This is a genomic window from Pseudacidovorax sp. DMC4 (genome assembly GCF_056314265.1).
The window spans coordinates 1-21,214 of sequence record NZ_JBQUYR010000012.1 but is presented as its reverse complement, the minus strand read 5'-3'; the positions used below and the strand labels follow the sequence as shown (position 1 = coordinate 21,214).

At 69.6% G+C, this 21,214-nt stretch carries 19 protein-coding genes and 1 pseudogene; 6 read left to right on the top strand and 14 right to left on the bottom strand.

Annotated features, from left to right (window positions below; all coding sequences use genetic code 11):
* Positions 1-2: 2 nt before the first annotated feature.
* The 9 genes from ACT54X_RS20845 to rfbB form a co-directional block, all read right to left on the bottom strand.
* Positions 3-332 (bottom strand): hypothetical protein, encoded by a 330-nt coding sequence (locus tag ACT54X_RS20845; RefSeq protein WP_155947077.1) that lies wholly within the window; start codon positions 330-332, stop codon positions 3-5.
* The gene (locus ACT54X_RS20840) at positions 325-1,059 is read right to left on the bottom strand and encodes a sugar phosphate nucleotidyltransferase (protein WP_294373679.1); all 735 of its coding nucleotides are present in this window, start codon (positions 1,057-1,059) and stop codon (positions 325-327) included. Before ACT54X_RS20840 ends, ACT54X_RS20845 begins: the two co-directional genes overlap by 8 nt.
* Positions 1,056-1,649 carry a D-sedoheptulose 7-phosphate isomerase gene (locus ACT54X_RS20835; RefSeq protein ID WP_476348515.1) on the bottom strand — a complete coding sequence of 198 codons (594 nt, stop codon included), beginning with the start codon at positions 1,647-1,649 and terminating at the stop codon, positions 1,056-1,058. Before ACT54X_RS20835 ends, ACT54X_RS20840 begins: the two co-directional genes overlap by 4 nt.
* Positions 1,634-2,686 carry a GHMP family kinase ATP-binding protein gene (locus ACT54X_RS20830; RefSeq protein WP_114801385.1) on the bottom strand — a complete coding sequence of 351 codons (1,053 nt, stop codon included), beginning with the start codon at positions 2,684-2,686 and terminating at the stop codon, positions 1,634-1,636. Before ACT54X_RS20830 ends, ACT54X_RS20835 begins: the two co-directional genes overlap by 16 nt.
* Positions 2,683-6,084 carry a glycosyltransferase gene (locus ACT54X_RS20825; RefSeq protein WP_476348337.1) on the bottom strand — a complete coding sequence of 1,134 codons (3,402 nt, stop codon included), beginning with the start codon at positions 6,082-6,084 and terminating at the stop codon, positions 2,683-2,685. Before ACT54X_RS20825 ends, ACT54X_RS20830 begins: the two co-directional genes overlap by 4 nt.
* Positions 6,085-6,097: 13 nt before the next feature.
* Positions 6,098-6,652 (bottom strand): dTDP-4-dehydrorhamnose 3,5-epimerase, encoded by a 555-nt coding sequence (gene rfbC / locus ACT54X_RS20820; RefSeq protein ID WP_017757209.1) that lies wholly within the window; start codon positions 6,650-6,652, stop codon positions 6,098-6,100.
* On the bottom strand, positions 6,649-7,539 hold the full coding sequence (rfbA, locus tag ACT54X_RS20815) for a glucose-1-phosphate thymidylyltransferase RfbA (protein ID WP_017757208.1): 891 nt from the start codon (positions 7,537-7,539) through the stop codon (positions 6,649-6,651). Before rfbA ends, rfbC begins: the two co-directional genes overlap by 4 nt.
* A gap of 75 nt (positions 7,540-7,614) precedes the next feature.
* A complete protein-coding gene (rfbD, locus tag ACT54X_RS20810; protein ID WP_476348334.1) occupies positions 7,615-8,505 on the bottom strand; it encodes a dTDP-4-dehydrorhamnose reductase in 891 nt (296 codons plus the stop codon).
* On the bottom strand, positions 8,502-9,578 hold the full coding sequence (rfbB, locus tag ACT54X_RS20805; RefSeq protein ID WP_476348333.1) for a dTDP-glucose 4,6-dehydratase: 1,077 nt from the start codon (positions 9,576-9,578) through the stop codon (positions 8,502-8,504). The genes rfbD and rfbB overlap by 4 nt, the downstream gene beginning before the upstream one ends.
* 238 nt (positions 9,579-9,816) lie before the next feature.
* Between rfbB and ACT54X_RS20800 the strand changes: the two genes are divergently transcribed.
* From ACT54X_RS20800 to ACT54X_RS20790, 3 genes are all read left to right on the top strand, one after another.
* Complete coding sequence (locus ACT54X_RS20800) at positions 9,817-10,491, top strand: TetR/AcrR family transcriptional regulator (protein ID WP_234193074.1); 675 nt, start codon at positions 9,817-9,819, stop codon at positions 10,489-10,491.
* A 14-nt stretch (positions 10,492-10,505) separates the two neighbouring features.
* Positions 10,506-11,312: a tetratricopeptide repeat protein gene (locus tag ACT54X_RS20795; RefSeq protein WP_294368381.1), complete on the top strand. Its 807-nt coding sequence runs from the start codon at positions 10,506-10,508 to the stop codon at positions 11,310-11,312.
* 62 nt (positions 11,313-11,374) lie between these two features.
* Positions 11,375-11,635, top strand: coding sequence for an acyl-CoA-binding protein (locus ACT54X_RS20790; RefSeq protein ID WP_476348330.1), 261 nt, complete (start codon positions 11,375-11,377; stop codon positions 11,633-11,635).
* 64 nt (positions 11,636-11,699) lie between these two features.
* Here the strand turns inward: ACT54X_RS20790 and ACT54X_RS20785 are convergent, their stop codons facing one another.
* From ACT54X_RS20785 to argE, 4 genes are all read right to left on the bottom strand, one after another.
* The gene (locus tag ACT54X_RS20785; RefSeq protein WP_476348513.1) at positions 11,700-12,752 is read right to left on the bottom strand and encodes an aminopeptidase; all 1,053 of its coding nucleotides are present in this window, start codon (positions 12,750-12,752) and stop codon (positions 11,700-11,702) included.
* A gap of 104 nt (positions 12,753-12,856) precedes the next feature.
* Entirely contained in the window at positions 12,857-14,923 is a 2,067-nt protein-coding gene (locus tag ACT54X_RS20780) for a molybdopterin-containing oxidoreductase family protein (RefSeq protein WP_476348328.1), read from the bottom strand.
* A gap of 85 nt (positions 14,924-15,008) precedes the next feature.
* A complete protein-coding gene (locus ACT54X_RS20775) occupies positions 15,009-16,262 on the bottom strand; it encodes a DUF445 domain-containing protein (RefSeq protein WP_476348326.1) in 1,254 nt (417 codons plus the stop codon).
* A 9-nt stretch (positions 16,263-16,271) separates the two neighbouring features.
* Positions 16,272-17,453: an acetylornithine deacetylase gene (gene argE / locus ACT54X_RS20770; RefSeq protein WP_294368372.1), complete on the bottom strand. Its 1,182-nt coding sequence runs from the start codon at positions 17,451-17,453 to the stop codon at positions 16,272-16,274.
* 220 nt (positions 17,454-17,673) lie between these two features.
* Here argE and ACT54X_RS20765 point away from each other — a divergent pair, with 220 nt between their 5' ends.
* The gene (locus ACT54X_RS20765; RefSeq protein WP_476348323.1) at positions 17,674-18,879 is read left to right on the top strand and encodes a M20 aminoacylase family protein; all 1,206 of its coding nucleotides are present in this window, start codon (positions 17,674-17,676) and stop codon (positions 18,877-18,879) included.
* The gene (locus tag ACT54X_RS20760; RefSeq protein ID WP_476348321.1) at positions 18,879-19,973 is read left to right on the top strand and encodes a M14 family metallopeptidase; all 1,095 of its coding nucleotides are present in this window, start codon (positions 18,879-18,881) and stop codon (positions 19,971-19,973) included. Before ACT54X_RS20765 ends, ACT54X_RS20760 begins: the two co-directional genes overlap by 1 nt.
* 79 nt (positions 19,974-20,052) lie before the next feature.
* Here the strand turns inward: ACT54X_RS20760 and ACT54X_RS20755 are convergent, their stop codons facing one another.
* On the bottom strand, positions 20,053-20,847 hold the full coding sequence (locus ACT54X_RS20755; protein ID WP_294368363.1) for a type III pantothenate kinase: 795 nt from the start codon (positions 20,845-20,847) through the stop codon (positions 20,053-20,055).
* A 158-nt stretch (positions 20,848-21,005) separates the two neighbouring features.
* Between ACT54X_RS20755 and ACT54X_RS20750 the strand changes: the two are divergent.
* Positions 21,006-21,214, top strand: a pseudogene (locus ACT54X_RS20750) (tripartite tricarboxylate transporter substrate binding protein BugD); the annotation flags it as partial.

Below are 21,214 nucleotides of genomic sequence, written 5' to 3'. Positions count from 1 at the left end.
GCTCAGGTGGTGGCACGCAGCACGCGCTGGATGCCACCCAGGGGCTCGCACGGTGCCGAGGCAGGGCCCGCGACGTGGGCGCGCGCAAAACCGGCCTGGCGCGGTTCGCCCCAGCCGAAATCGATGCAGGCCGCGCGATGGCCCGGCACATGGAACGACGGCTCGCCCCGGTGTTCCCGCAACGGCCGCTCCCCGAACGCGGCCGCGTCGACAGCACGCCGGCTGCGGCCAAGCCGTCGTCCGGCCTTCATGTCGGCGGCCGTGCCGACGGCCCGCAGATGGGTCGCTGCCGGCAGGAGTCCGCTGCACCAGCGGCTCCACGGCTCACGCATGCCCGCCCTTGGGCGATGACCCGACGAGCCTGGGAACCTTCGTCTGCGCCAGGGCGTAGTCCTCGGGAACGCCGATGTCGATGAAGTCCTGGACGCCGGGCCATGCGCGCATGTCCAGCTGGGCCAGCCGATCGGCCATCAGATCGCGCTCGAACGAGAACCGGGTCGGCAGGTCCAGCCGCTGCAGGGCGGCCTTGTCGACCATGTAGACGCCGGCATTGATCCAGCCCGCACCGCTGCCCCCCTTCTCCGCGAAGCCGGTCACTTTGCGCGTGTCCGGCTCGTACAGGACGGCGCCATAGCGGCCGACATCGGACGTCTGCGCCAGCGCGATGCTCAGGTCGGCGGCGTCGGCGCGGGCCTGGGCCGCGAAGGCCTGGAGGTCCATCGCCGCCAGGGTGTCCCCATTGAGGACCAGGAAGCGGGGCGCCGCAATGCGGCTGGCGGCCAGGGCGACGGCACCGCCTGTGCCCAGTGGCTCCGGCTCGACGACGTAATGCAGGTCCAGTCCTTCGAAACGGTCCCCCAGCGCACCGCTGATGGCGTCGTGAAGGAAGCCGACGGACAGGTACACCGCCGGCACCCCCTGGCGCGCCAGCATGCGCAGCAACCAATGCAGGAAGGGCTCGCCGCCCACCATGGCCATGGGCTTGGGCGTCGACATGCCCACCACCGCGCGCAGGCGGGTGCCGAGCCCGCCCGCGAGAACCAGGGCCGGCTCCATCATGGTCGGGGAAAGATCCGGGCCTCCACCAGCCCGCAGATGATGTGGCCCAGCATGGCATGGCCTTCCTGGATGCGCGGCGTCTCGGGCGACGGCACGGCGATCTCGATGTCGCACAGGTCCGGCTCCGCCCAGCCGCGCTCGCCCGTGAAGCCGATCACCGTCAGGCCACCCTGCCGGGCCTGGCGCATGGCGCGCAGGATGTTGGGCGACTTGCCCGAGGTCGAATAGACCCAGAGCACGTCGCCGCGCACGCCCACCGCCTGCACCTGGCGCTCGAACACCCTCTCGAAGCCGTAGTCGTTGCCCACCGAGGTCAGGATCGACGTGTCCGTCGTGAGCGCGAAGGCCGGCAGGCCGGGCCGGTCGTACATGAATCGGCTGACGAACTCGCCGGCGATGTGCTGGGCGTCGGCCGCACTCCCGCCATTGCCCGCGAGCAGCAGCTTGTTGCCGCGCTGCAAGGCCTGCACGATGACCTCGACGACCTCCTCGACCCGGCCCAGCAGGGCCGTGTCTTCGCGCACGGCCCGCAGGCAGGCCACAGTGGCGTCGATCTGCTGTTCGATGATGGATTTCAATTCTTTCTCCAGGAATGAGCGCCACGCTCGGTGAAATTGCAGGTGAAGACCTGGCCATTGAAGCGCTGCAGGCAGCGCATGACTTCAGGGCGCCGCGACAGCTCTGCCACGAACATCATGAAGCCGCCGCCTCCGGCGCCGGAGACCTTGCCGGCAAGCGCCCCGGCCGCCATGGCCGCGTCATAGACCTCGTCGATGGCCGCATTGCTGATGCTGCGGGCCAGCTTCTTCTTTTCTTCCCAGCCGGTCCGCATCGACTGGGCGAAGGCCTCGAGGTTGCCGGTGAGCACGGCCTCCTTCATGGCACGGGCCTCGGCCTTGACGCGATGCATCGCCTCCAGCGGCGCGCTGTCGCGGCGGCGGATGTGGTCAGTCTGCTCCGCGATGATCGCGGCGGATTCGCGCGAGACGCCCGTGTAGAAGAGCACCACCGAGGACTCCAGCTCCGCCTTGAGTTCGGCCTTCATGCGCAGCGGATTGACGATGACGCGGTCGGCGTAGAACTCCATGAAGTTCATGCCGCCGAAGGTGGCCGCGTACTGGTCCTGCTTGCCGCCGGCCATGCCCAGGTCCACGCGCTCGATGTCGTGGGCCAGGCTGGCGATGTCGTATTCGCCCAGGGGCAGGGACAGGTACTCGCAGAAGGCCTGGAGCAGCGCCACCACCATGGTGGACGAAGAGCCCAGCCCCGAGCCGGGGGGCGCTTCCGAATGGGTGATGACGTCCACGGCGAGCGGCTGGCCGCCCATGAAGTCGCGCACGACCCGGTTGTAGACGCCAACGTGCAGGTCCAGGCCCTGCTGTCGCTGGAGCACGGGCTCGGCCACACCCTGCCACACACGTCCGCTGTCGGCCGCCGTCAGGCGGACCGTGCCGTGCTCGGCCGCGCACACCGTGGCATAGGCGTACTTGTCGATGGTGACATTGAGCACCTCGCCGCCGTATTGGTCGCAGTAGGGGGAGACATCGGTGCCCCCGCCGCCCAGGCCGAGCCGCAGCGGCGCCCTGGCGCGGGCCACGACCGTGGAAGAAGGAATGATTGCCTTCATGCAAACGTCTCCTTGATCGCAGAGCGCGTGTAGTCGGTGTAGGGCCGGGCATCGATGTCCTGCACCAGGACAGCTTCCATCGCCGCGGCCGAGAAATGCGCGGCCACGTAGGCCGGGCCGGCTGCGGCGGACTGCCGCCAGGCGGCGTCGTCCCGCAGCAGGCGCAGGATCTCGTGCGCCATCTGCTGCGGCTCGTCCGCCACGCTGGCGGCATCGCCGGTGCTGCTCAGGCCCTGCACGCCGACCGAGGTGGTCACCAGGGGCACGCCGTGGTGCATGGCCTCCACGACCTTGCCCTTGATGCCGGCGCCGAAGCGCAACGGCACCACCGCCAGGCCGACGCGCGCATAGATCGCCTCGAGCTCAGCGTCGGTGACATAGCCCGTGACTTCGACACGTTCGCTCGCCAGCGCCTTCACCTCGGGGGAGGGATTGGAGCCGACCAGCATCAGCTGCACGTCCGGCTCGGCGGCCAGCACCAGCGGAAAAACCTGCGCCATGAACCAGACGGCAGCGTCCACGTTGGGACGGTGCGCAAAGCCGGCCACGAAGAGCAGCCGCCGCCGCTCGCGCCCTTCCAGGGGCGCCGTCGGGCGGGGCTCGAAACAGTACGGCGGCAGGGTGCGGGCCATGCCCACGCCCGGATGGGACTGGACCGCCGCCGTCTCGGTGGGCGAGGGATAGTAGATCGTGCTCACCTGCAGCCAGATGCTCAGCTCCAGCTGCCGCATGCGCTCGGCCGCCTCGGCGGCCGTGGCATCCCCGCTCAGCCGCGCGCTCGCGAGCTCACGCTCGTAGTGCAGGTCGTGGCCGTAGTAGAGCCGCTTCGCCGGGCTGTATGCACACAGCGCCGGCAGGAAGGCCGCGGCGACATCCGGCCGGCTGATCAGGACATAGTCCAGGTCCCGGCCCATCTCGCGGATCCAGGCCTCGAAACCCTGGTGATAGCGCGCGCCGTAGATGACCTCCACGCCCCGTTGCTGCAACTGGGGCCCGTACACCGGATCGGGCTGCAGGTTGTGGGGCCAGAACTTCACGCGCAGCCCCATGGACAACAGGACGTCGATGAAGGCGTTCATCGAGCGCGACCCCGCATCCCGGTCCGGCTGCGGGATGTAGTGGTCGATGATGAGGATCGTCTTGCACAGATTGGCGCGGTCCTGCGCCAGCAGGGCATGCTCGCCGTTGGCGAAATGCTCGCGCTCCAGCACCTGGGCCCATCGCTGGAGGAACTTGCGCTGATTGGCCACCTGGTAGGCCTTGACCCCCGAGCCGGTGTCGGTGCCGTGGGACAGCCCCTCGTGATGGATGACGCGCGACGCGGGTTGGTAGAGGACCTTCAGGCCCCGGGCCCGAATGCGGAAGGCCAGGTCGGAATCCTCACAGTAGGCCGGCAGGTAGTACTCGTCGAAGCCGCCCAGCTCGTCGAAGAGGGTACGCTCCAGCAGGATGGAGGCGCCCGAGCAGTAGTCGACCTCCTTGACGTAGTTGTAGCGGCTGTGATCCGGGTCATCCAGCCGGCCGAGGTTCCAGGCGCTGCCGTCGCGCCAGAGGATGCCGCCCGCCTCCTGCAGGCGGCCGTCTGGATAGAGCAGCTTGGAGCCCACCATGCCGCACTTCGGGTCGCGCTCGAAGAGTTCGAGCATGGTGTCGATCCAGCCCGCCTCGACCTCGGTGTCGTTGTTGAGGAAGCAGATGTACCGGCCCCGGGCCATCTTCGCCGCCGCGTTGCAGGAGCGCAGGAAGCCGAGGTTCTGCGGATGGACGTGGAACCTCAGGCCCGGCACCTGCGCGAGCTTCAGGATGTCCTGATCGCCGGAAGCGTCCTCGACCACGAGGACCTCGATGGGCGCCTTGGGCAGGTGCTTCGCGATGGAGGCCACGCAGGCCAGCGTCATCTCGAGGTTGCCGTAGGCCGGGATCACCACCGTGACAGTGGGGTCGGGCTGATCCTCGAACCGGAGCGATGCAAGGATGGCAGGCGCCATCCGCTTGCGCTTCCAGGCCTCGTACCGCGGGCTGCCCGCGAACACGGGCGCCGCCAGCCGATACGCCAGGCTGCGGACGCCGGCCTTGAGTGCGGGCGGCAAGGGCACGGCCTCGTGCGCGAGATAGGCCGCACGCAGCACCTTCGGCCTGACACGCTGGGGATGCCGCAGGAGATCGGACATGAACCGCAGCGGCGCCGTCATGCGCCACGACGACGAGGAGCGCAAGGCCTGCACCTCGTGCTCGAGCACGGCGACGTGCGAGCGAAGGGTGGCACTCTGCATGTCCGCCAGCGCCCGCGCCTGGATCGCATTGCGGCGTTGCTCGTCGATGGACTGGAGCCGGCGGTCGCGTTCGTCGAGCGCGTCGCGCAGCAGTGCCTGTGCCTGCCGGTCCTGTTCCTGGGCGGCAAGTTGGCGGTCGAACTCCAGTCGCAGCGCCCGCAGGCGCTCGGACAGCACGCGCACGGCACGCTCGGTGTCGGCCTCGGACTCGCTCAGGGCCCCGTGCGCCGCGTCCGGATCGAGGTGCTCCAGTTGCCCCCTTGTTCCGCGCGGCGCCGGCAACTTGCGCGCGTAATCGCGCTCCAGGTCGATGCATACCCGGCGGAACGCCTCCTCACCCGACAGGCCGCGCTCCTCTTCCCAAGTCTTCAGCCGGTCGACGATGTCGTAGAGCGAGCGCAGCACCGCAACCGCGTGCGGATAGTCCGAGACATCGTCGCTGCGCGTGCGGCCGGCGTACTCGTCGATCGCGCGATGGGCGAACGCCACCAGATCCGCCCCCGAATGCGCCGGTCGGGCACGATCCGCACGCGAGGTGTAGCGGTTGAGCTTCTCCACCCATTGCGCCACATCCTTGTGTGACAGGTGATGGATGCAGACCCCCGTCTCCGGCGGAATGCGATAGGCCCGTGCCTCGTCGAAGGCCATGCCGTTGTGCACCGTGGCGCTCAGGTTCACGGCCGTGCGCCTGAAGAGCCGGACCTGATGCTCGGGCCAGTAATAGGCCCGTTCGTCGTGCTCCCCGAGGATGTAGTGGCGCTGGGGCAGCAGATAGACATCGGCCCTCGGATGGCGGATCTCCTCCCGGATGAATGCGGCCGACTCGGCGCTCAGGCATTCGTCGTCGTCCAGATAGAGGATCCACTCGTGCCGACACATCGCCACCGCCTGGGCGCGCGTGTCCTCCACGACCGCGGACCAGGGCACCACGACCACGCGGTCGGCGAGGCCAGCGGCAATCTCGGCCGTGCCGTCGTCGGACGACTTGTCGACGACGATCAATTCATCGACGAACGACAGCGCCTTGAGGCAGGTCCCGATCAGGGTGGCACGGTTGTACGAAATGACGAGGCCACTGATACCCGGCAGGCTTGGCGACGTCTCCCCGCTTTGTTCTCTTTCCATCGATGCTCAATGCTCACGTCGGGGAATAGGTCTCTGCCTGCCTGAGCGGCACGGCTGCCGCATCCTTGGCAGACACCTTCGGCTCGCCCCCGAAGTCGGGCCATTCGATCCCGATGTCCGGATCGCTCCAAAGGATGCTGCGCTCATGCGCCGGCGCGTAGTAGTCGCTGGCCTTGTACAGGAAGTCCGCGCTGTCGCTGGTCACCACGAAGCCGTGCGCAAAGCCGGCCGGGATCCAAAGCTGCCGGTGGTTGCTCTCGCTCAGTTCCACGCCCACCCACTGCCCGAAGGTCGGCGAGCTCTTGCGGATGTCCACAGCCACGTCGAACACCGCGCCACGCGTCACCCGCACCAGCTTGCCCTGCGCCTGCTGCAACTGGTAGTGCAGGCCCCGCAGCACGCCCTTCGTCGAGCGCGAATGGTTGTCCTGCACGAACTCGATGTGCCGGCCCACCGCCTCGTCGAACACGCGCTGGTTGAAGCTTTCCATGAAGAAGCCGCGCTCGTCGCCGAACACCTTCGGCTCCAGGATCAGCACGCCGTCCAGCTTGGTTTGCGTGACGTTCATCCCCGGTACTCCTCGCGCAGCAGGCGCAGCAGGTACTGGCCGTAGCCGTTCTTCTTGAGCGGTGCGGCCAGCTTCTCGACCTGGGCCGCGTCGATGAAGCCCGCGCGCCAGGCGATCTCCTCGGGGCAGGCGATCTTCAGGCCCTGGCGCTGCTCCAGCGTGGCGATGAACTGGCCGGCCTCCAGCAGGCTTTCGTGCGTGCCGGTGTCCAGCCATGCATAGCCGCGCTTCATGATCTGCACGTTCAGGCTGCCCTGCTCCAGGTAGGCCTGGTTGACGGCCGTGATCTCCAGCTCGCCGCGCGCGCTGGGCTTGACGGCCTTGGCGATGTCCACGACCTGCTGGTCGTAGAAGTACAGGCCGGTGACGGCGTAGCTGCTCTTGGGCTGGGCGGGCTTCTCTTCGATGCTCACCGCGCGGCCGGCCTTGTCGAACTCCACGACGCCGTAGCGCTCGGGGTCATGCACGTGGTAGGCGAAGACGGTGGCACCGCTGGGCTGCGCATCGGCCGCGCCCAGCAGCTGCTGCAGGTCGTGGCCGTAGAAGATGTTGTCGCCCAGCACCAGCGCGCTGGGGGCGCCGGCCAGGAACTGCTCGCCGATGATGAAGGCCTGGGCCAGGCCGTCCGGGCTGGGCTGCACGGCGTACTGCAGGTTCATGCCCCACTGGCTGCCGTCGCCCAGCAGTTGCTGGAAGCGCGGCGTGTCCTGCGGCGTGCTGATGATGAGCACGTCGCGCATGCCGCCGAGCATCAGCGTGCTCAGCGGGTAATACACCATCGGCTTGTCGTAGACCGGCAGCAGCTGCTTGCTGATGGCCAGCGTGGCCGGATGCAGGCGCGTGCCGGAGCCTCCGGCGAGGATGATGCCTTTTCTGTTTTGGGTCATCGTTGGCTTCCTGGAAAGAGGGACGGACGGTCAATCCGCGCAGGTGGCTGCGATGGATGGGTGTTCGGCCGACCGTCAGAGGGTTTCGGCCAGCATGCGGGCCACGCCCGCCTGCCAGTGCGGCAGTTCGATGCCGAAGGTGCTGCGGATGCGGGAGGTGTCCAGGCGCGAGTTGTGCGGCCGCCTGGCCGGCGTGGGGAAGGCGCTGGTGGGCACCGCTTCCACCGCGCCCGGCGTGGTCTTGAGTTCGACGCCGCGGCGCAGCGCCTCCTCGACGACGAAGCGCGCATAGCCGTTCCAGGTGGTCGTGCCGCCGGCCACCAGGTGGTACAGGCCCGACTTCGTCGGATCGCGCAGCGTCTCGCGGATGGCCAGCGCCGTGACGTCGGCCAGCAGTTCGGCGCCGGTGGGCGCACCCCACTGGTCGTCGATGACCGTCAAGCGCTCCCGCTCCTTGGCCAAACGCAGCATGGTCTTGGCGAAGTTGCCGCCGCGTGCGGCGTAGACCCAACTGGTGCGAAAGGTCAGGTGCCGCTCGCAGTGGCCGGCCACGAGTTGCTCGCCTTCGAGCTTGGTGGCGCCGTAGACCGACAGCGGGCCGGTGGCGTCGTCCTCGCGCCAGGGCGTCTCGCCGCTGCCGTCGAAGACGTAGTCGGTGGAGTAATGGACCATCAGCGCGCCCAGCTTCTGCGCGGCCTGGGCCACGACGCCGGGGGCGGTGGCGTTGAGGGCGCGGGCGAAGTCAGGTTCGCTCTCGGCCTTGTCCACGGCCGTGTGGGCCGCGGCATTGACGATGACGTCGGGGCGCACGGCCTCCACCGTGGCGGCCAGCGCCTCGGGGCGGCTGAAGTCGCCGTGCAGCTCGGTGCTGTCGAAGTCCAGCGCGACCAGCTCGCCCAGCGGCGCCAGGCTGCGCTGCAGCTCCCAGCCGACCTGTCCGCCCTTGCCGAAGAGCAGGACCTTCATGCCGCCGCCTTCGGCTGCTCTCCGTACTGCTTGGCCACCCAGTCGCGGTAGCCGCCGCTTTGCACGTTGCGCACCCATTCCTGGTTGGCCAGGTACCACTCCACCGTCTTGCGGATGCCGGTGTCGAAGGTCTCGGCCGGCTTCCAGCCCAGCTCGCGCTCGAGCTTGCGCGCGTCGATGGCGTAACGGCGGTCGTGCCCGGGGCGGTCGGTGACGTAGGTGATCTGCTCGGCGTAGCCCTTGCCGTCGGCACGCGGCTGCAGCTCGTCCAGCAGCGCGCACACGGTCTTGACGATCTCGATGTTGGGCTTCTCGTTCCAGCCGCCCACGTTGTAGGTCTCACCCAGCTGGCCAGCCTCCAGCACGCGGCGGATGGCACTGCAGTGGTCCTTCACGTAGAGCCAGTCGCGCACCTGCATGCCGTCGCCGTACACGGGCATCGGCTTGCCCGCGAGGGCGTTGACGATCATGAGCGGGATCAGCTTCTCGGGGAAGTGGAAGGGCCCGTAGTTGTTGGAGCAGTTGGTGGTCAGCACCGGCAGGCCGTAGGTGTGGTGCCAGGCGCGCACCAGGTGGTCGCTGGCGGCCTTGCTGGCCGAATACGGGCTATTGGGCTCGTACTTGTTCTCTTCGGTGAAGGCCGGATCGGTGGGCGAGAGGGTGCCGTAGACCTCGTCGGTGGAGACGTGCAGGAAGCGGAAGGCCGCCTTGCGCTCGGCCGGCAGCTGGCTCCAGTAGCCGCGCACGGCTTCGAGCAGGCGGAAGGTGCCCAGCACGTTGGTCTGGATGAAGTCCTCGGGGCCGTGGATGGAGCGGTCCACATGCGACTCGGCGGCGAAGTTGACGACGGCGCGGGGCTGGTGCTCGGCCAGCAGGCGCTCGATCAGGGCGCTGTCGCCGATGTCGCCCTGCACGAAGACGTGGCGCTTGTCGCCATCGAGCGAGGCCAGCGTCTGGAGGTTGCCTGCGTAGGTCAGCTTGTCGAGGTTGACGACCGGCTCGTCGGCGCCAGCCAGCCAGTCGAGCACGAAGTTGGCGCCGATGAAGCCGGCGCCGCCTGTCACAAGGATCATGTATCTCTCGCAGGAATCGTAGAAATGGCGCCCCCTGGGAGCGGTGCGCCGAGGGGGGCGATTATCCATGCGCCTCCCCGGCGTCTTTTCAACCAAACGCTACATCACGCACGTCAGACCCACTCACTGTGACACTGTGTCAACAGCCGCGCCGATGCCGCAGCGCAGCATGGACGCCCCGGACACATGGGGTAGAGTGATCCGGCACAGAACACACAAGAGACAACGGAGGCTGCCCATGACACGGAAAGCGCCGCGCCGCACCGCCCAGCGCATCCAGGAAACCGCCCTGGCGCTGTTCAACCGCTTTGGCGAGCCCAACGTCTCCACCACGCTGCTGGCCACCGAACTGCGCATCAGCCCCGGCAACCTCTACTACCACTTCCCGGCCAAGGAGGCGCTCATCAACCGCCTGCATGAGGACTTCGAGGCCAGCCTCGACGCCCTCCTCGCCCAAGCCACCGACGTGCGCGACCTGGCTGGCGCCTGGCGCTTCGTGCGCGAGCTCTTCGAGCTGATGGGCCGCTACCGCTTCCTGTACCGGGACATGAACGACCTGCTGAGCAACAACCACCACCTGGAGACCCGCCTGCGCGAGGCGCTGTCGCGCAAGGAGGCCGCCATGCAGGCCATGCTCTCGGGACTGGCAGGGGCGGGACTGCTGCGGCTGGAGCCCGCGGAGCGCGAAACCCTGGCGCGCAGCATGGTGGTGCTGGCAACCTACTGGCTCAATTACGAATTCGTGTGCAATCCTCGCGAGGCGCTGGAGCCGTGTGCCATCTGCGACGCGATGGTGCGGGGCACCCGTCACACCCTGCAGCTGTTGGTGCCCTACCTGGGAGCCGCCCAGCGTGCAGAGCTGGTGCGCCTGGCGAGCGCACCGGCGCCCGAGGAAGACGCCCTCTCGACCTGAGAAAGCCTGCCGCCATGCCGCCTGTCCTGCGCACGCCCCCGCCGCCCGAGCAGTGGGCCACGCCCGATTGCCTGGGCCGATTTCCTTTCGATGCCGCCCGGGTGCGGACCGCGTGGACGGCCCTGCACGCCGGCCAGCCCCTGCCGCCGCCCGCCACCGAGGCGCTGGCGGATGCCTGGGCGCTGTACCACGCCGGCGATTTCGCGGCGGCGGCCCAGGCCGGCCAGCGGATCGGCGGCGCACCGGGGGCCGCAGTGGCCGACCAGGCCACGGCCATCTATGCCAACTATGTGGAGCCCGACGACGAGCGGCGCCTGGCGCTGCTGCGCCAAGTGGGCGAGCGGGCACTGGCCCGGCACGAGGCCGACGGGGCGGACGTGCAGGCGCTGTACTGGCATGCCTATGCGCTGGGACGCCATGCGCAGGCCGTGAGCGTCGCGCGGGCCCTGGCCCAGGGCCTGGGCGGTCGCCTCAAGGAGACGCTGGAGCGGATCATCCAGTTGCAACCCGACCATGCCGATGCGCACTTCGCGCTCGGAGCCTTCCACGCCGAGGTGATCGACAAGGTGGGCGAACTCGTCGCCCGCATGACCTACGGCGTGCGCGCCGAACGCGCGATCGAACTCTTCGAACGGGGCCTGGCGCTGCACCCGGCCTCGGCCACGGGCCGGGTCGAGTACGCACGGGCGCTGGTGGCGCTGCGCGGCGACCCGACACTCGCGCAGGTGCAACAGCTGTACGAAGACGCCGCCGCCGTCGAACCCCTGGACGCCCGGCAGTTCCTGGACCGCGAGGTGGCGCTGGCCTGCATGGCGGATTGACATCAGCCAGCGTTGTCGCGACCGAAAAGCGCACAATCGTGCTTTTTTCAGACCCGCCCGCCATGTCCGACCTGCAAGCCCGTTTCGAAGCCGCCGAAGCCCGCTCCAAGCTGCTGCCTTCACGCCCCGACAACCCCACCCTGCTGAAGATCTACGGCCTCTACAAGCAGGCGACCCTCGGCGACAACGCCGAGAAGAAGCCCAGCTTCAGCGACATCGTCGCCCGCGCCAAGTGGGACGCCTGGAACACGCACAAGGGCGTGTCGGCCGACGAGGCCAAGCAGAAGTACATCGACCTGATCGACGCCCTGCACGCCGCCTGAACAGGCCAGCCCATGACCAGGCCGCTCCCCGGAGCGGCTTTTTGTTGCCCGGTCGACGGGCCGTTCAGGGCGCCGGTGCGGACGCCAGCGCCGTCACCCTGGCCTCGTGCGTCGGCAGCCGCCCGATACGCTCCACCTCGGCATGGAAGCGCGACCAGTCCCCGTTGCAGCGCGCGAACAGCTGCTCGAACTGCGGCACCAGCTGATCGTAGGCCGCCTGCGCGCCGAAGGTTGCGTTGTTGGCGCGCGCCACCCAGGCGTCGTAGGCGCCCTGGCGGCCGTCGGCCGGCCAGCCGGCACGCAGCTGCGCATAGTGCTCGCGGAATTCGCGCATGGCGGCCTGCTTCATCGCCTCGACCTGGGCCCAGTCGCCTGCCTTCGCTGCCGGCGAACCATAGGCGCGCGCCAGCGCCTCGCGGGTGGACAGCATCAGTGCCTGCATCTGCCGGCGGCGCTGGTCGAAGCGGGCGTAGGCCTCGCGCGCCGGCTCGTCGGCCTCGTCGCGCAGCCACTGGGCGCTGCCCAGGCGTTCGACCGCCGTGGCGTAGGACTCGTTGAACACCGTATCGCCCGAGACATAGAAGCGCTGGTGCGCCAATTCGTGGAAAACGATACGTGCCAGCTCGCCGTCCGGATAGCCGATGAAGGTCGACAGCAGCGGATCGCCGCCCAGCCAGTTGAGCCAGCCCAGCGTCGAATAGGCGGGCACCGGGTAGACGGCGGCCTCCAGGCCCTCGGCCCGCTGGCGCGCCGCCTCCGCCTGGGCCTCGGCCTCGTCGTAGTAGCCGCGGTAGCCCACGCAGCCAGCCACCGGGTAGCACCAGGTCTTGAGCTGCAGCGAATAGGCGGGGGCCGCCACCACGTTCCAGACGGCGGCGGCGCGGTGCAGGTCGGCGTAGGCCGTGTAGCTGCGGTTGTCGGGCAGCGCCAGCCGCTCGCTGGCGTAGCGTCGGATGTGCTGGGCCAGCGTGAGCTTGCGGCGCAGGCCTTCGGACAGTGTGGCGTCCTGCAATACCTCGGGCACGGGGCGCGCCGCATGCAGGATGGCCAGGTGGCCCCCCACCGATTGCGCGTAGTAGCCCAGCGGCCCGCAGCCGGCGAGCAGCAGCGCCGCCATGGCCCCGCCGGTGGCCAACAACAGGCGCCGCCGCCTCGGCCGCGCCGGCGTCCCTGCAACATCGCCCGGGGTGCGCACGCCATCCGGGCCGGCGGCGGGCCCGCTCACGCCGCCACGGCCTCCACCTGCACCAGGCAGTCGTAGAAGGTGGGCCCGCGGCCCAAGTCGGTCAGGCGCTGGCTGGTCAGCTCGTTGACGTTGGTGCCGTCCACACCCAGTTTGCGCCACCAGATGCCCAGGCCGTTGACCACGCCGGGCCGGGCGCGGCGCGAGACCTCGGCGCGGCAGCGGTGCTCGCCGCGCGCGTTGAACACCCGCACCATGGCGCCGTCGGCGATGCCGCGCGCCGCAGCGTCGTCGGCATGGATCTCCACCAGCGGCTCGCCTTCCATGGACCGCAGGCTGGTCACGTTGACGAAGGTGGAGTTGAGGAAGTTGCGCGCCGGCGGCGAGATCATGGCCAGCGGATAGTCGGCCGAGCTGCCTGCGGGCTCGTAGTTGGGCAGGTGGTCCGGCAGCCCGTCCAGACCCTGCGCCGCCAGCCGGGCGCTGAAGAACTCGCACTTGCCCGAGGGCGTGGGAAAGCCGCCCTCGGCGAACGGCGCCTCCGGTAGCGGCAGGGTGGCGAAGCCGTCACGCTCCAGCGCCGCCCAGTCGATGGCCTCGGGGCGGAAGGCCTGGCGGCACAGCGTCTCGTCGTCGTCGGCGAAGCAGGCTTCGCCCCAACCCATACGACGCGCCAGCTCGCGGAACACCCAGGCATTGCTGCGCGCCTGGCCGCGCGGCGCCACGGCGGGGCGGTTGAGCATGACGTCGGTGTGGCCGTAGCTGAAGTGGATGTCCCAGTGCTCCAGCTGCGTGGTGGCGGGCAGCAGGTAGTCGGCATGGTCGGCCGTGTCGGTCTGGAACTGCTCCAGCACCACGGTGAACAGGTCCTCGCGCGCAAAGCCCGCCGCCACCTTGGCCGACTCGGGCGCCACCGCCACCGGGTTGCTGTTGTAGACCACCACGGCCTTCACCGCCGGCCCGCCGGCCAGGGCCGTGGCGTCGCCGGTCAGCACGTCGCCGATGCTGCTCATGTTGAGCGTGCGGGGCTGGCGGCCGGCCAGCAGGTCGGGCCGGTGCAGCGTGGCGCGGTCCACCGGGAACTGGCCGGAGGCACTGAGCAGCAAGCCGCCGGCCCGATGCCGCCAGGCGCCCACCAGCGCCGGCAGGCAGGCCACGGCACGGGCTGCATTGCCCCCGCCGCGCACGCGCTGCATGCCGTAGTTGAGGCGGATCGCCGCCGGCTTCGTGGTGCCGTAGTCGCGCGCCAGGGCCTCGATCTGCGCCGCGGGCACGCCGCACACGGCGGCAGCGCGTGCGGGCGGCCATTGAAGGGCGCGCTCGCGCAGCTGTTCCCAGCCCAGCGTGTGACGGGCGATGTAGTCGTGGTCCAGCCAGTCGTGCACGATCAGCTCGTGCATCAGCGCCAGGGCCAGGGCGCCGTCGGTGCCCGGCAGCAGGGCGATGTGCTCGTCGCACTTGTCGGCCGTCTCGGTGCGGCGCGGATCGATGCACACCAGCCGCGCGCCGGCCCGCTTGGCGGCCTGGGCATGACGCCAGAAATGCAGGTTGCTGGCGATCGCATTGCTGCCCCAGATCAAGATCAGCTTCGACTCGGCGAAGTGCTCGATGCGCATGCCCACTTTGCCGCCCAGCGTGTAGCCCAGGCCCTCGCCACCGGCGGTGGAGCAGATGGTGCGGTCCAGCAGCGAGGCGCCCAGCTTGTGGAAGAAGCGCCGGTCCATCGATTCGCCCTGCACCAGGCCCATGGTGCCGGCGTAGCTGTACGGGAGGATGGCCTGCGGCTCATCGGCGGCGATGGCCTTCAGGCGGGCGGCGATGTCGTCCAGCGCCTCGTCCCAGCTCACCGGCTCGAAGCGGCCCTCGCCCTTGCGGCCCACGCGGCGCAACGGCTGCGTGAGCCGTTCGGGGTGGGCATTGCGCTCCAGGTAGCGCGACACCTTGGTGCACAGCACGCCGCCGGTGTGGCGGTGCGCCGGGTTGCCCTGCAGCTTGATGGCGACGCCGTCCTGCACCGTCGTGACCAGGCCGCAGGTGTCGGGGCAGTCGTGCGGGCAGGCGCCGAGGACGGTGTGCGTGTCGGGGGTGGCGGCAGGAACGGTCATGGTCATCGCGGAGTCGTCGGTGGTACGGGACGCGTGGGAAGAAAGAGTCTAGGAGCGCGTAGCCCTCGGCGCCATCGCGTTTTGCTCATCTCAGCATCAACGTGATGGCATGGATCGCGACGCCGACGAGGCCACCCACCACCGTGCCGTTGATGCGGATGAACTGCAGGTCGCGGCCCACGTGCTGCTCCAGTTCGGCCACGAGTTCGTCCGTGTCCCAGTCGGCCACGCGCTGCTCGATGTAGCGGCGGATGTCCTCGCGCCAGCGTTCGATGGCGGCAGGGGCTGCCTGCTCCAGCTGCTCATTGAGCCAGGCGCGCATGTCGGCGTCCGAGGCCAGCCGCTCCCCCAGCGACGCCGCCATGCGGGCGATGCGCTGGCCGATGGCCGAATCCGGCCGTGCCAGGTCGGCCTGCAGCCACTCTTTCAGCTGCTGCCACAGGCCGTCGAGGTAGCCGCGCAGGCCGTCGTGGGCCAGCAACTCGTCGCGCAGCCGTTCGCCACGGGCGACGAAGGACGGGTCCTGCTGCAGGCGCTGAACGAAGCCTTGCATGTAGGTGTCGAAGCGCTGGCGCAGCGGATGGGCCGGGTCGGCTGCCGTCTCCCCCAGTGCCCGCGCGATGCTGGCGACCAGCTTGCGCGTGGCCAGGCGCGCGGCCACCTGGTCCAGGCCGACGTAGCGCAAGGCCTTGACCTCCTGCGCGATGGACTCGGTGAGCTGGTCCTGCAGTGCCTCGTCGTCCAGCCATTGGGCGGCATGGCCCAGCACCGCATCGAGCATCGCCTGATGGCGGCCTTCCGCCGTGAGCGTCTCCAGCACCTGGCCGGCGGCGCGGGAGAAGTCCAGCTGCCGCAGGCCCGCCGCCGCGGCGCGGCCGAGGAAGTCGCGCAGCCGCTGGTCGTCGACAGCCTCCAGCACCTGCCCGGCCGCCGCCACGCCCAGACGGCCCAGCCGTTCGGCCTGCGCGGGGCGCAACAGCCACACGGCCAGCCGGCCGGCCGCGTCGAAAGCGCGCAGCTTGGCCAGCACTTGCGCCGTGCCGAGGAAGTTGTCGCAGAAGAAGCGCGCCAGGTTGGCGCCCAGCCGTGTCTTGCTGCGCGGCAGGATGGCCGTGTGCGGGATCGGCAGGCCGAGCGGATGGCGGAACAGCGCCACCACCGCGAACCAGTCGGCGATGGCGCCCACCATGGCCGCCTCGGCGAAGGCCGCCAGCCAGCCCCAGCCGGCGTGGCCACCGCGCGCTTCCTGCCAGGTGGCCAGGGCATACAGCAGCGCGACGCCGACCAGCAGCGCCAGCGCCATCCGCTTCATCGGGCCGGGGCCCGTCGCCGCCGCCATGGCCGCGTATCAGCCAATCTCGGCGCTGTCCGCCAGACCGTGCATGAAGGCTTCGCAGCGCGCCAGCTGCGCCAGCGTCACGTACTCGTCGGGCTGGTGGGCCTGCTGGATGCTGCCGGGACCGCACACCACCGTGGGAATGCCCGCGTTCTTGAACAGGCCCGCCTCGGTACCGAAGGCCACCAGTGTGGTGCCGGCCTCGCCCGCCAGGCGCTGCGCCAAGCGGGTGACCGGGTCGTCGCGGCCGCCGAGGAAGGACGGGATCTCGCAGATGGTCTCGAAGCGGAAGCCCGTGTCCGCCGCCACCCGCTGCATGCGCGGCTCCAGGCCGCGCGCATAGTCGACCACCTGCTGCTGCATGGCCCGGGCATCGGCCGTGGGCAGATCGCGGAATTCGTAACGGAACTCGGCGTCGCGCGGCACCACGTTGTCGGCGATGCCGCCGTGGAACTGGCCCACGCTGGCGGTGGAGAAGGGCACGTCGAAGCCGTCATAACGAGGTTCTTCGCGCTCGAAGGCTTCGGCCATGTCGCGCACCTTGCCCACCACCCGCGCCGCCATCTCGATGGCATTGACCGAATGCGGCGTGAGGGAGGAATGCGCCTCCTTGCCGCGCACGCAGCAGCGGTAGCGCCACACGCCCTTGTGCGCGATGGCGGGCACCATGGACGTGGGCTCGCCCACGATGCAGGCAAGAGGCCTGACGCCAGCGTCGCGCATGTCGGCGATGAGTTCGCGCACGCCAAAGCAGCCGATCTCCTCCTCGTAGCTGAAGGCGAAGTGCACGGCGAAGGGCGCATTGCCGGCCAGGATGCGCTCGGCATTGGCCAGCGCGATGGCGATGAAGCTTTTCATGTCGGCCGAGCCGCGGCCGAACAGCGCCGGGCCCTCAGGGCCGTCCTGCACGGTGGCCGACAGCGGGTCGACCGTCCAGGCCTGGCCTTCCCATGGCACGGTGTCGGTGTGGCCCGAGACGATCACCCCGGCCGGCTTGCCCTCGCCCAGCGTGGCGAAAAGGTTGGCCTTGGTGCGCTCGGCATTCCAGGTCAAGCGGCTCTTCACGCCCAGGCTGGCCAGGTGCTCGCGGGCGAACTCGATCAGTTCGAGGTTGCTGCGGTCGCTGATGGTGTTCATGCGCACCAGCGCCTGGGCGAAGGCCAGCGCGCGGTCGGAAAGCGGGGGGTGGCTCATGAGGCTGGATTGTGGCCGGCCGGGCTTGACCCCGGCGCGCCGTGCGGCAAGCAGCGGGCAGCGGGCAGCGGGCAGCGGGCAGCGGGCAGCAAACTGCCAGCGGCGCACGCTGCAGTGCCTGGACGTTCCCGCTTGCCCCTGCCGCGGGCATCCGTATTGCTTGCACCGGCATCCCGGGCGTGTCAGCCTGCGCAGGCCTGCCCCCACTAGACTGCCCTTCATGAAGCTCATCGACTCGATCGTCACCCAGGCGGCCGGGATCGCCGCCATTCGCCGCGACCTGCATGCCCATCCCGAACTGGCCTACGAGGAAGTGCGCACCGCCGATGTCGTCGCGGCCCGCCTGACCGAATGGGGCATTCCCATCCACCGCGGCCTGGGCACCACCGGCGTGGTCGGCATCGTCAAGAACGGCAGCAGCGACCGCGCCGTGGGCCTGCGCGCCGACATGGATGCCCTGCCCATCAACGAACTGAACACCTTCGACCACGCCAGCAAGCATGCCAACAAGATGCACGCCTGCGGTCACGACGGCCACACCGCCATGCTGCTGGCCGCGGCCCAGCATCTGGCGAAGAACCGCAACTTCGACGGCACGGTCTACCTGATCTTCCAGCCGGCGGAAGAAGGCGGCGGCGGCGCCAAGCGCATGATCGACGACGGCCTGTTCGAGAAATTCCCGATGGAGGCCGTGTTCGGCATGCACAACTGGCCCGGCATGGCGGCCGGCCAGTTCGCCGTGAGCCCCGGGCCGGTGATGGCCTCGGGCAATAAGTTCTACATCACCGTGCGCGGCAAGGGTGGCCATGCCGCCCTGCCCCACACCACCGTCGATCCGGTACCGATCGCCTGCGAAATGGTGCAGGCCTTCCAGACCATCCTGACGCGCAAGATGAAGCCGCTGGATTCGGCCGTCATCTCGGTGACGACGGTGCATGCGGGCGACACCAACAACGTCATCCCCAACGACTGCGAGCTCACAGGCACCGTGCGCACCTTCTCGGTGGAGGTGCTGGACATGATCGAGGCGCGCATGCGCAAGATCGCCGAGCACATCTGCGCCGCGCACGATGCCGAATGCGACTTCGAGTTCGTGCGCTACTACCCGCCCACCATCAACACCGCGCCCGAGGCCGACTTCGCCCGACAAGTGATGGCCGGCGTGGTGGGCGAGGCCAACGTGCTGCGCCAGGAGCCGGCCATGACCTCCGAGGACTTCGCCTTCATGCTGCAGGCCAAGCCCGGCGCCTATGCCTTCATCGGCAACGGCGACGGCAGCCACCGGCCGCATCTGCATGGCGAAGGGCCCTGCGTGCTGCACAACGCCAGCTACGACTTCAACGACGAGCTGATCCCCCTGGGCGCCAGCGTGTGGGTAAAGCTGGCGGAAGAATTCCTCGCCCAGCCCCCGGCCGCGAAGAAGTGATGGACGCCACGCAGGCCTTCTCGCCCAGCTACGCGCTGGCGCGGCAGAAATTCCTGGCGGCCTGCGTGTCGGCCGGCATCCCGGTCGAGACCCATCCCCTGCCCTTGCCCGGCGCCGACGGCGAAGCGTTGGCCCTGGACGTGGCGCGCGATGGGCCGGCCGATGCCGAGCGGGTGCTGATCGTGACCAGCGCCTGCCATGGCGTGGAGGGCCACTGCGGCAGCGGGGTGCAGGTGCATGCGCTGCACGACGTGGCCTGGCGCGCGGCGGCGCGCGATGCCGGCGTGGCGGTGGTCTACATCCATGCGCTCAATCCGCACGGCTTCTCGCACGGGCGGCGGGTGACGCAGGAGAACGTGGACCTCAACCGCAACTTCCAGGACTTCTCGGCGCCGCTGCCCGTCAACAAGCCCTATGCCAAGCTGCACGCGCTGCTGCTGCCGCCGCAGTGGCCGCCCGCGCCCCGCGACCAGGAGGCGCTGGAGCACTGGATCGCCAAGCACGGCATGGGCGAGTTCCAGGCCGCCGTCACGCAGGGCCAGTACGCCTTCGCCGGCGGCATGTTCTTCGGCGGGCAGGCGCCAACCTGGAGCCAACGCACGCTGCGGCAGGTACTGCGCCAGCATGCCGCCCGCGCAAGGCGCCTGGCCTGGATCGATCTGCACACCGGGCTGGGGCCCAGCGGCCTGGGCGAGCGCATCTTCGCGGGCCGCAACGACCCCGCCGCCTACGCGCGCGCCAGCGCCTGGTGGGGCGGCGGTGGCACGACGCCGGTCACCTCCATCTATGACGGCAGTTCGGCCTCGGCCCTGCTCACCGGGCTGATGTGGAGTTCGGCCTACGAAGAATGCCCGCAGGCCGAATTCACCGGCATCGCCATGGAATACGGCACCGAGCCGCTGATGGAGGTGCTCACCGCCATGCGCGGCGACCACTGGCTGCATCTGCATCCCGAGGTCGCGCCGGAGCTGGCCCAGTCGATCCACCAGCGCATGCGGGCGGCCTTCTACACCGACACGGATGTGTGGAAGCAGCGCATCGTGGACCAGGCGCGCGAGGCGCTGTTCCAGGCAGCCGAAGGGCTGCGCGGCTGAGCGTTGGTAACGCGGGGCGTGCAGCCCTGCACGCGGCAATGCCGAGGGGTTGGGATGGGAGAGACAGGACGCCGGTGGCTCAGCCGGCGATGCGCGCGGCGCGGTCGCCGGCAATGACCAGCAGGCCGTCCATGATGAGCGACTCCACCAGTTCGAACTCCACCGACATCGACGGCGCCATCTTCCAGCCCGCGCCGCCGGTCATGTAGCAGGCGGGCTCGGCCCCGCAGTGGCGGCGGACGTGCTGCACCATGCGCTCGACGGCGCCGGCGATGGCATAGGTGCCGCCGCTGGTGAGGGCATCGCTGGTGTTGGTCGGAAACTCGCGCACCTCGCCGGTGGGCACATGCAGGCCGGCGGTGCCCGACTCCAGCGCGCGCAGCATGATGCCGTGGCCGGGCAGGATCAGGCCGCCGAGGAACTTGCCTTCGGCATCGATGGCCTCGACCGTGACCGCGGTGCCCACCATCACCACCACCATCGGCCGCGGCCGGCCGCCGGCCACCTGCGCCAGCATGCGATGGCGGGCGCCGATCATGGCCACCCAGCGATCGGCACCCAGACGCGTCGGATGGTCGTAGCCGTTGACCATGCCGCACTCGGCCGCACTCGACACCACCCAGCGCGGCTCGAAATCGAAGCTCTCCTCCACCTGCTCCTCGGTGCGGCGGCGCACCGCGTCGCCCGCGACCACGCAGCCGATCATGGCATCGGGCCGCACGGGCAGCGAGGCCCAGGGCCCTTCGGACAGGCGGTCGATGTGGTCCAGGAACTCGGCCCCCGAGGCCAGCGGCACGCTGCCTGGCTGGGCCTGGGCGTAGAGCGCCCACTTGAGCCGCGTGTTGCCGATGTCGAGTGCGAGGAGGGAAGGCATGGGCGGGCATTATTGCCCCGCCGCCTGACCGCGCCCCGGCTTGCGCCGGATCAGGAGGACCGCACTGCAGCCGTCCTACTAGGGAAATCCGGAATTTCCCGGACAAGTCCGGTCCCTACCATTCAGGTCCTTTTCACCCTCTGTCGGAGCAGTTTCGAATGAAGAAGACCATCGCCCTGGCCGCCCTTGCCGCCCTCACCTTCGGCGCGCAGGCTGCCGACTTCCCCGATGGCAAGACCATCACCTTCGTCGTGCCCTTCGCGGCGGGTGGCCCGACCGACAAGGTGGCACGCGACCTGGCCGAGGCCATGCAGAAGGCCCTGGGCGCCACCATCGTGGTGGACAACACCGCCGGCGCCGGCAGCAC

What these genes read in the sequence shown, in the direction of transcription:
- ACT54X_RS20845 (WP_155947077.1), bottom strand. Translation starts at nt 332, where the DNA reads ATGCGTGAGCCGTGGAGCCGCTGGTGCAGCGGACTCCTGCCGGCAGCG.
- ACT54X_RS20840 (WP_294373679.1), bottom strand. Translation starts at nt 1,059, where the DNA reads ATGATGGAGCCGGCCCTGGTTCTCGCGGGCGGGCTCGGCACCCGCCTG.
- ACT54X_RS20830 (WP_114801385.1), bottom strand. Translation starts at nt 2,686, where the DNA reads ATGAAGGCAATCATTCCTTCTTCCACGGTCGTGGCCCGCGCCAGGGCG.
- ACT54X_RS20825 (WP_476348337.1), bottom strand. Translation starts at nt 6,084, where the DNA reads ATGGAAAGAGAACAAAGCGGGGAGACGTCGCCAAGCCTGCCGGGTATC.
- rfbC (WP_017757209.1), bottom strand. Translation starts at nt 6,652, where the DNA reads ATGAACGTCACGCAAACCAAGCTGGACGGCGTGCTGATCCTGGAGCCG.
- rfbA (WP_017757208.1), bottom strand. Translation starts at nt 7,539, where the DNA reads ATGACCCAAAACAGAAAAGGCATCATCCTCGCCGGAGGCTCCGGCACG.
- rfbD (WP_476348334.1), bottom strand. Translation starts at nt 8,505, where the DNA reads ATGAAGGTCCTGCTCTTCGGCAAGGGCGGACAGGTCGGCTGGGAGCTG.
- rfbB (WP_476348333.1), bottom strand. Translation starts at nt 9,578, where the DNA reads ATGATCCTTGTGACAGGCGGCGCCGGCTTCATCGGCGCCAACTTCGTG.
- ACT54X_RS20800 (WP_234193074.1), top strand. Translation starts at nt 9,817, where the DNA reads ATGACACGGAAAGCGCCGCGCCGCACCGCCCAGCGCATCCAGGAAACC.
- ACT54X_RS20795 (WP_294368381.1), top strand. Translation starts at nt 10,506, where the DNA reads ATGCCGCCTGTCCTGCGCACGCCCCCGCCGCCCGAGCAGTGGGCCACG.
- ACT54X_RS20790 (WP_476348330.1), top strand. Translation starts at nt 11,375, where the DNA reads ATGTCCGACCTGCAAGCCCGTTTCGAAGCCGCCGAAGCCCGCTCCAAG.
- ACT54X_RS20785 (WP_476348513.1), bottom strand. Translation starts at nt 12,752, where the DNA reads ATGGCGGCGCTGCTGCTCGCCGGCTGCGGGCCGCTGGGCTACTACGCG.
- ACT54X_RS20780 (WP_476348328.1), bottom strand. Translation starts at nt 14,923, where the DNA reads ATGACCGTTCCTGCCGCCACCCCCGACACGCACACCGTCCTCGGCGCC.
- ACT54X_RS20775 (WP_476348326.1), bottom strand. Translation starts at nt 16,262, where the DNA reads ATGGCGGCGGCGACGGGCCCCGGCCCGATGAAGCGGATGGCGCTGGCG.
- argE (WP_294368372.1), bottom strand. Translation starts at nt 17,453, where the DNA reads ATGAGCCACCCCCCGCTTTCCGACCGCGCGCTGGCCTTCGCCCAGGCG.
- ACT54X_RS20765 (WP_476348323.1), top strand. Translation starts at nt 17,674, where the DNA reads ATGAAGCTCATCGACTCGATCGTCACCCAGGCGGCCGGGATCGCCGCC.
- ACT54X_RS20760 (WP_476348321.1), top strand. Translation starts at nt 18,879, where the DNA reads ATGGACGCCACGCAGGCCTTCTCGCCCAGCTACGCGCTGGCGCGGCAG.
- ACT54X_RS20755 (WP_294368363.1), bottom strand. Translation starts at nt 20,847, where the DNA reads ATGCCTTCCCTCCTCGCACTCGACATCGGCAACACGCGGCTCAAGTGG.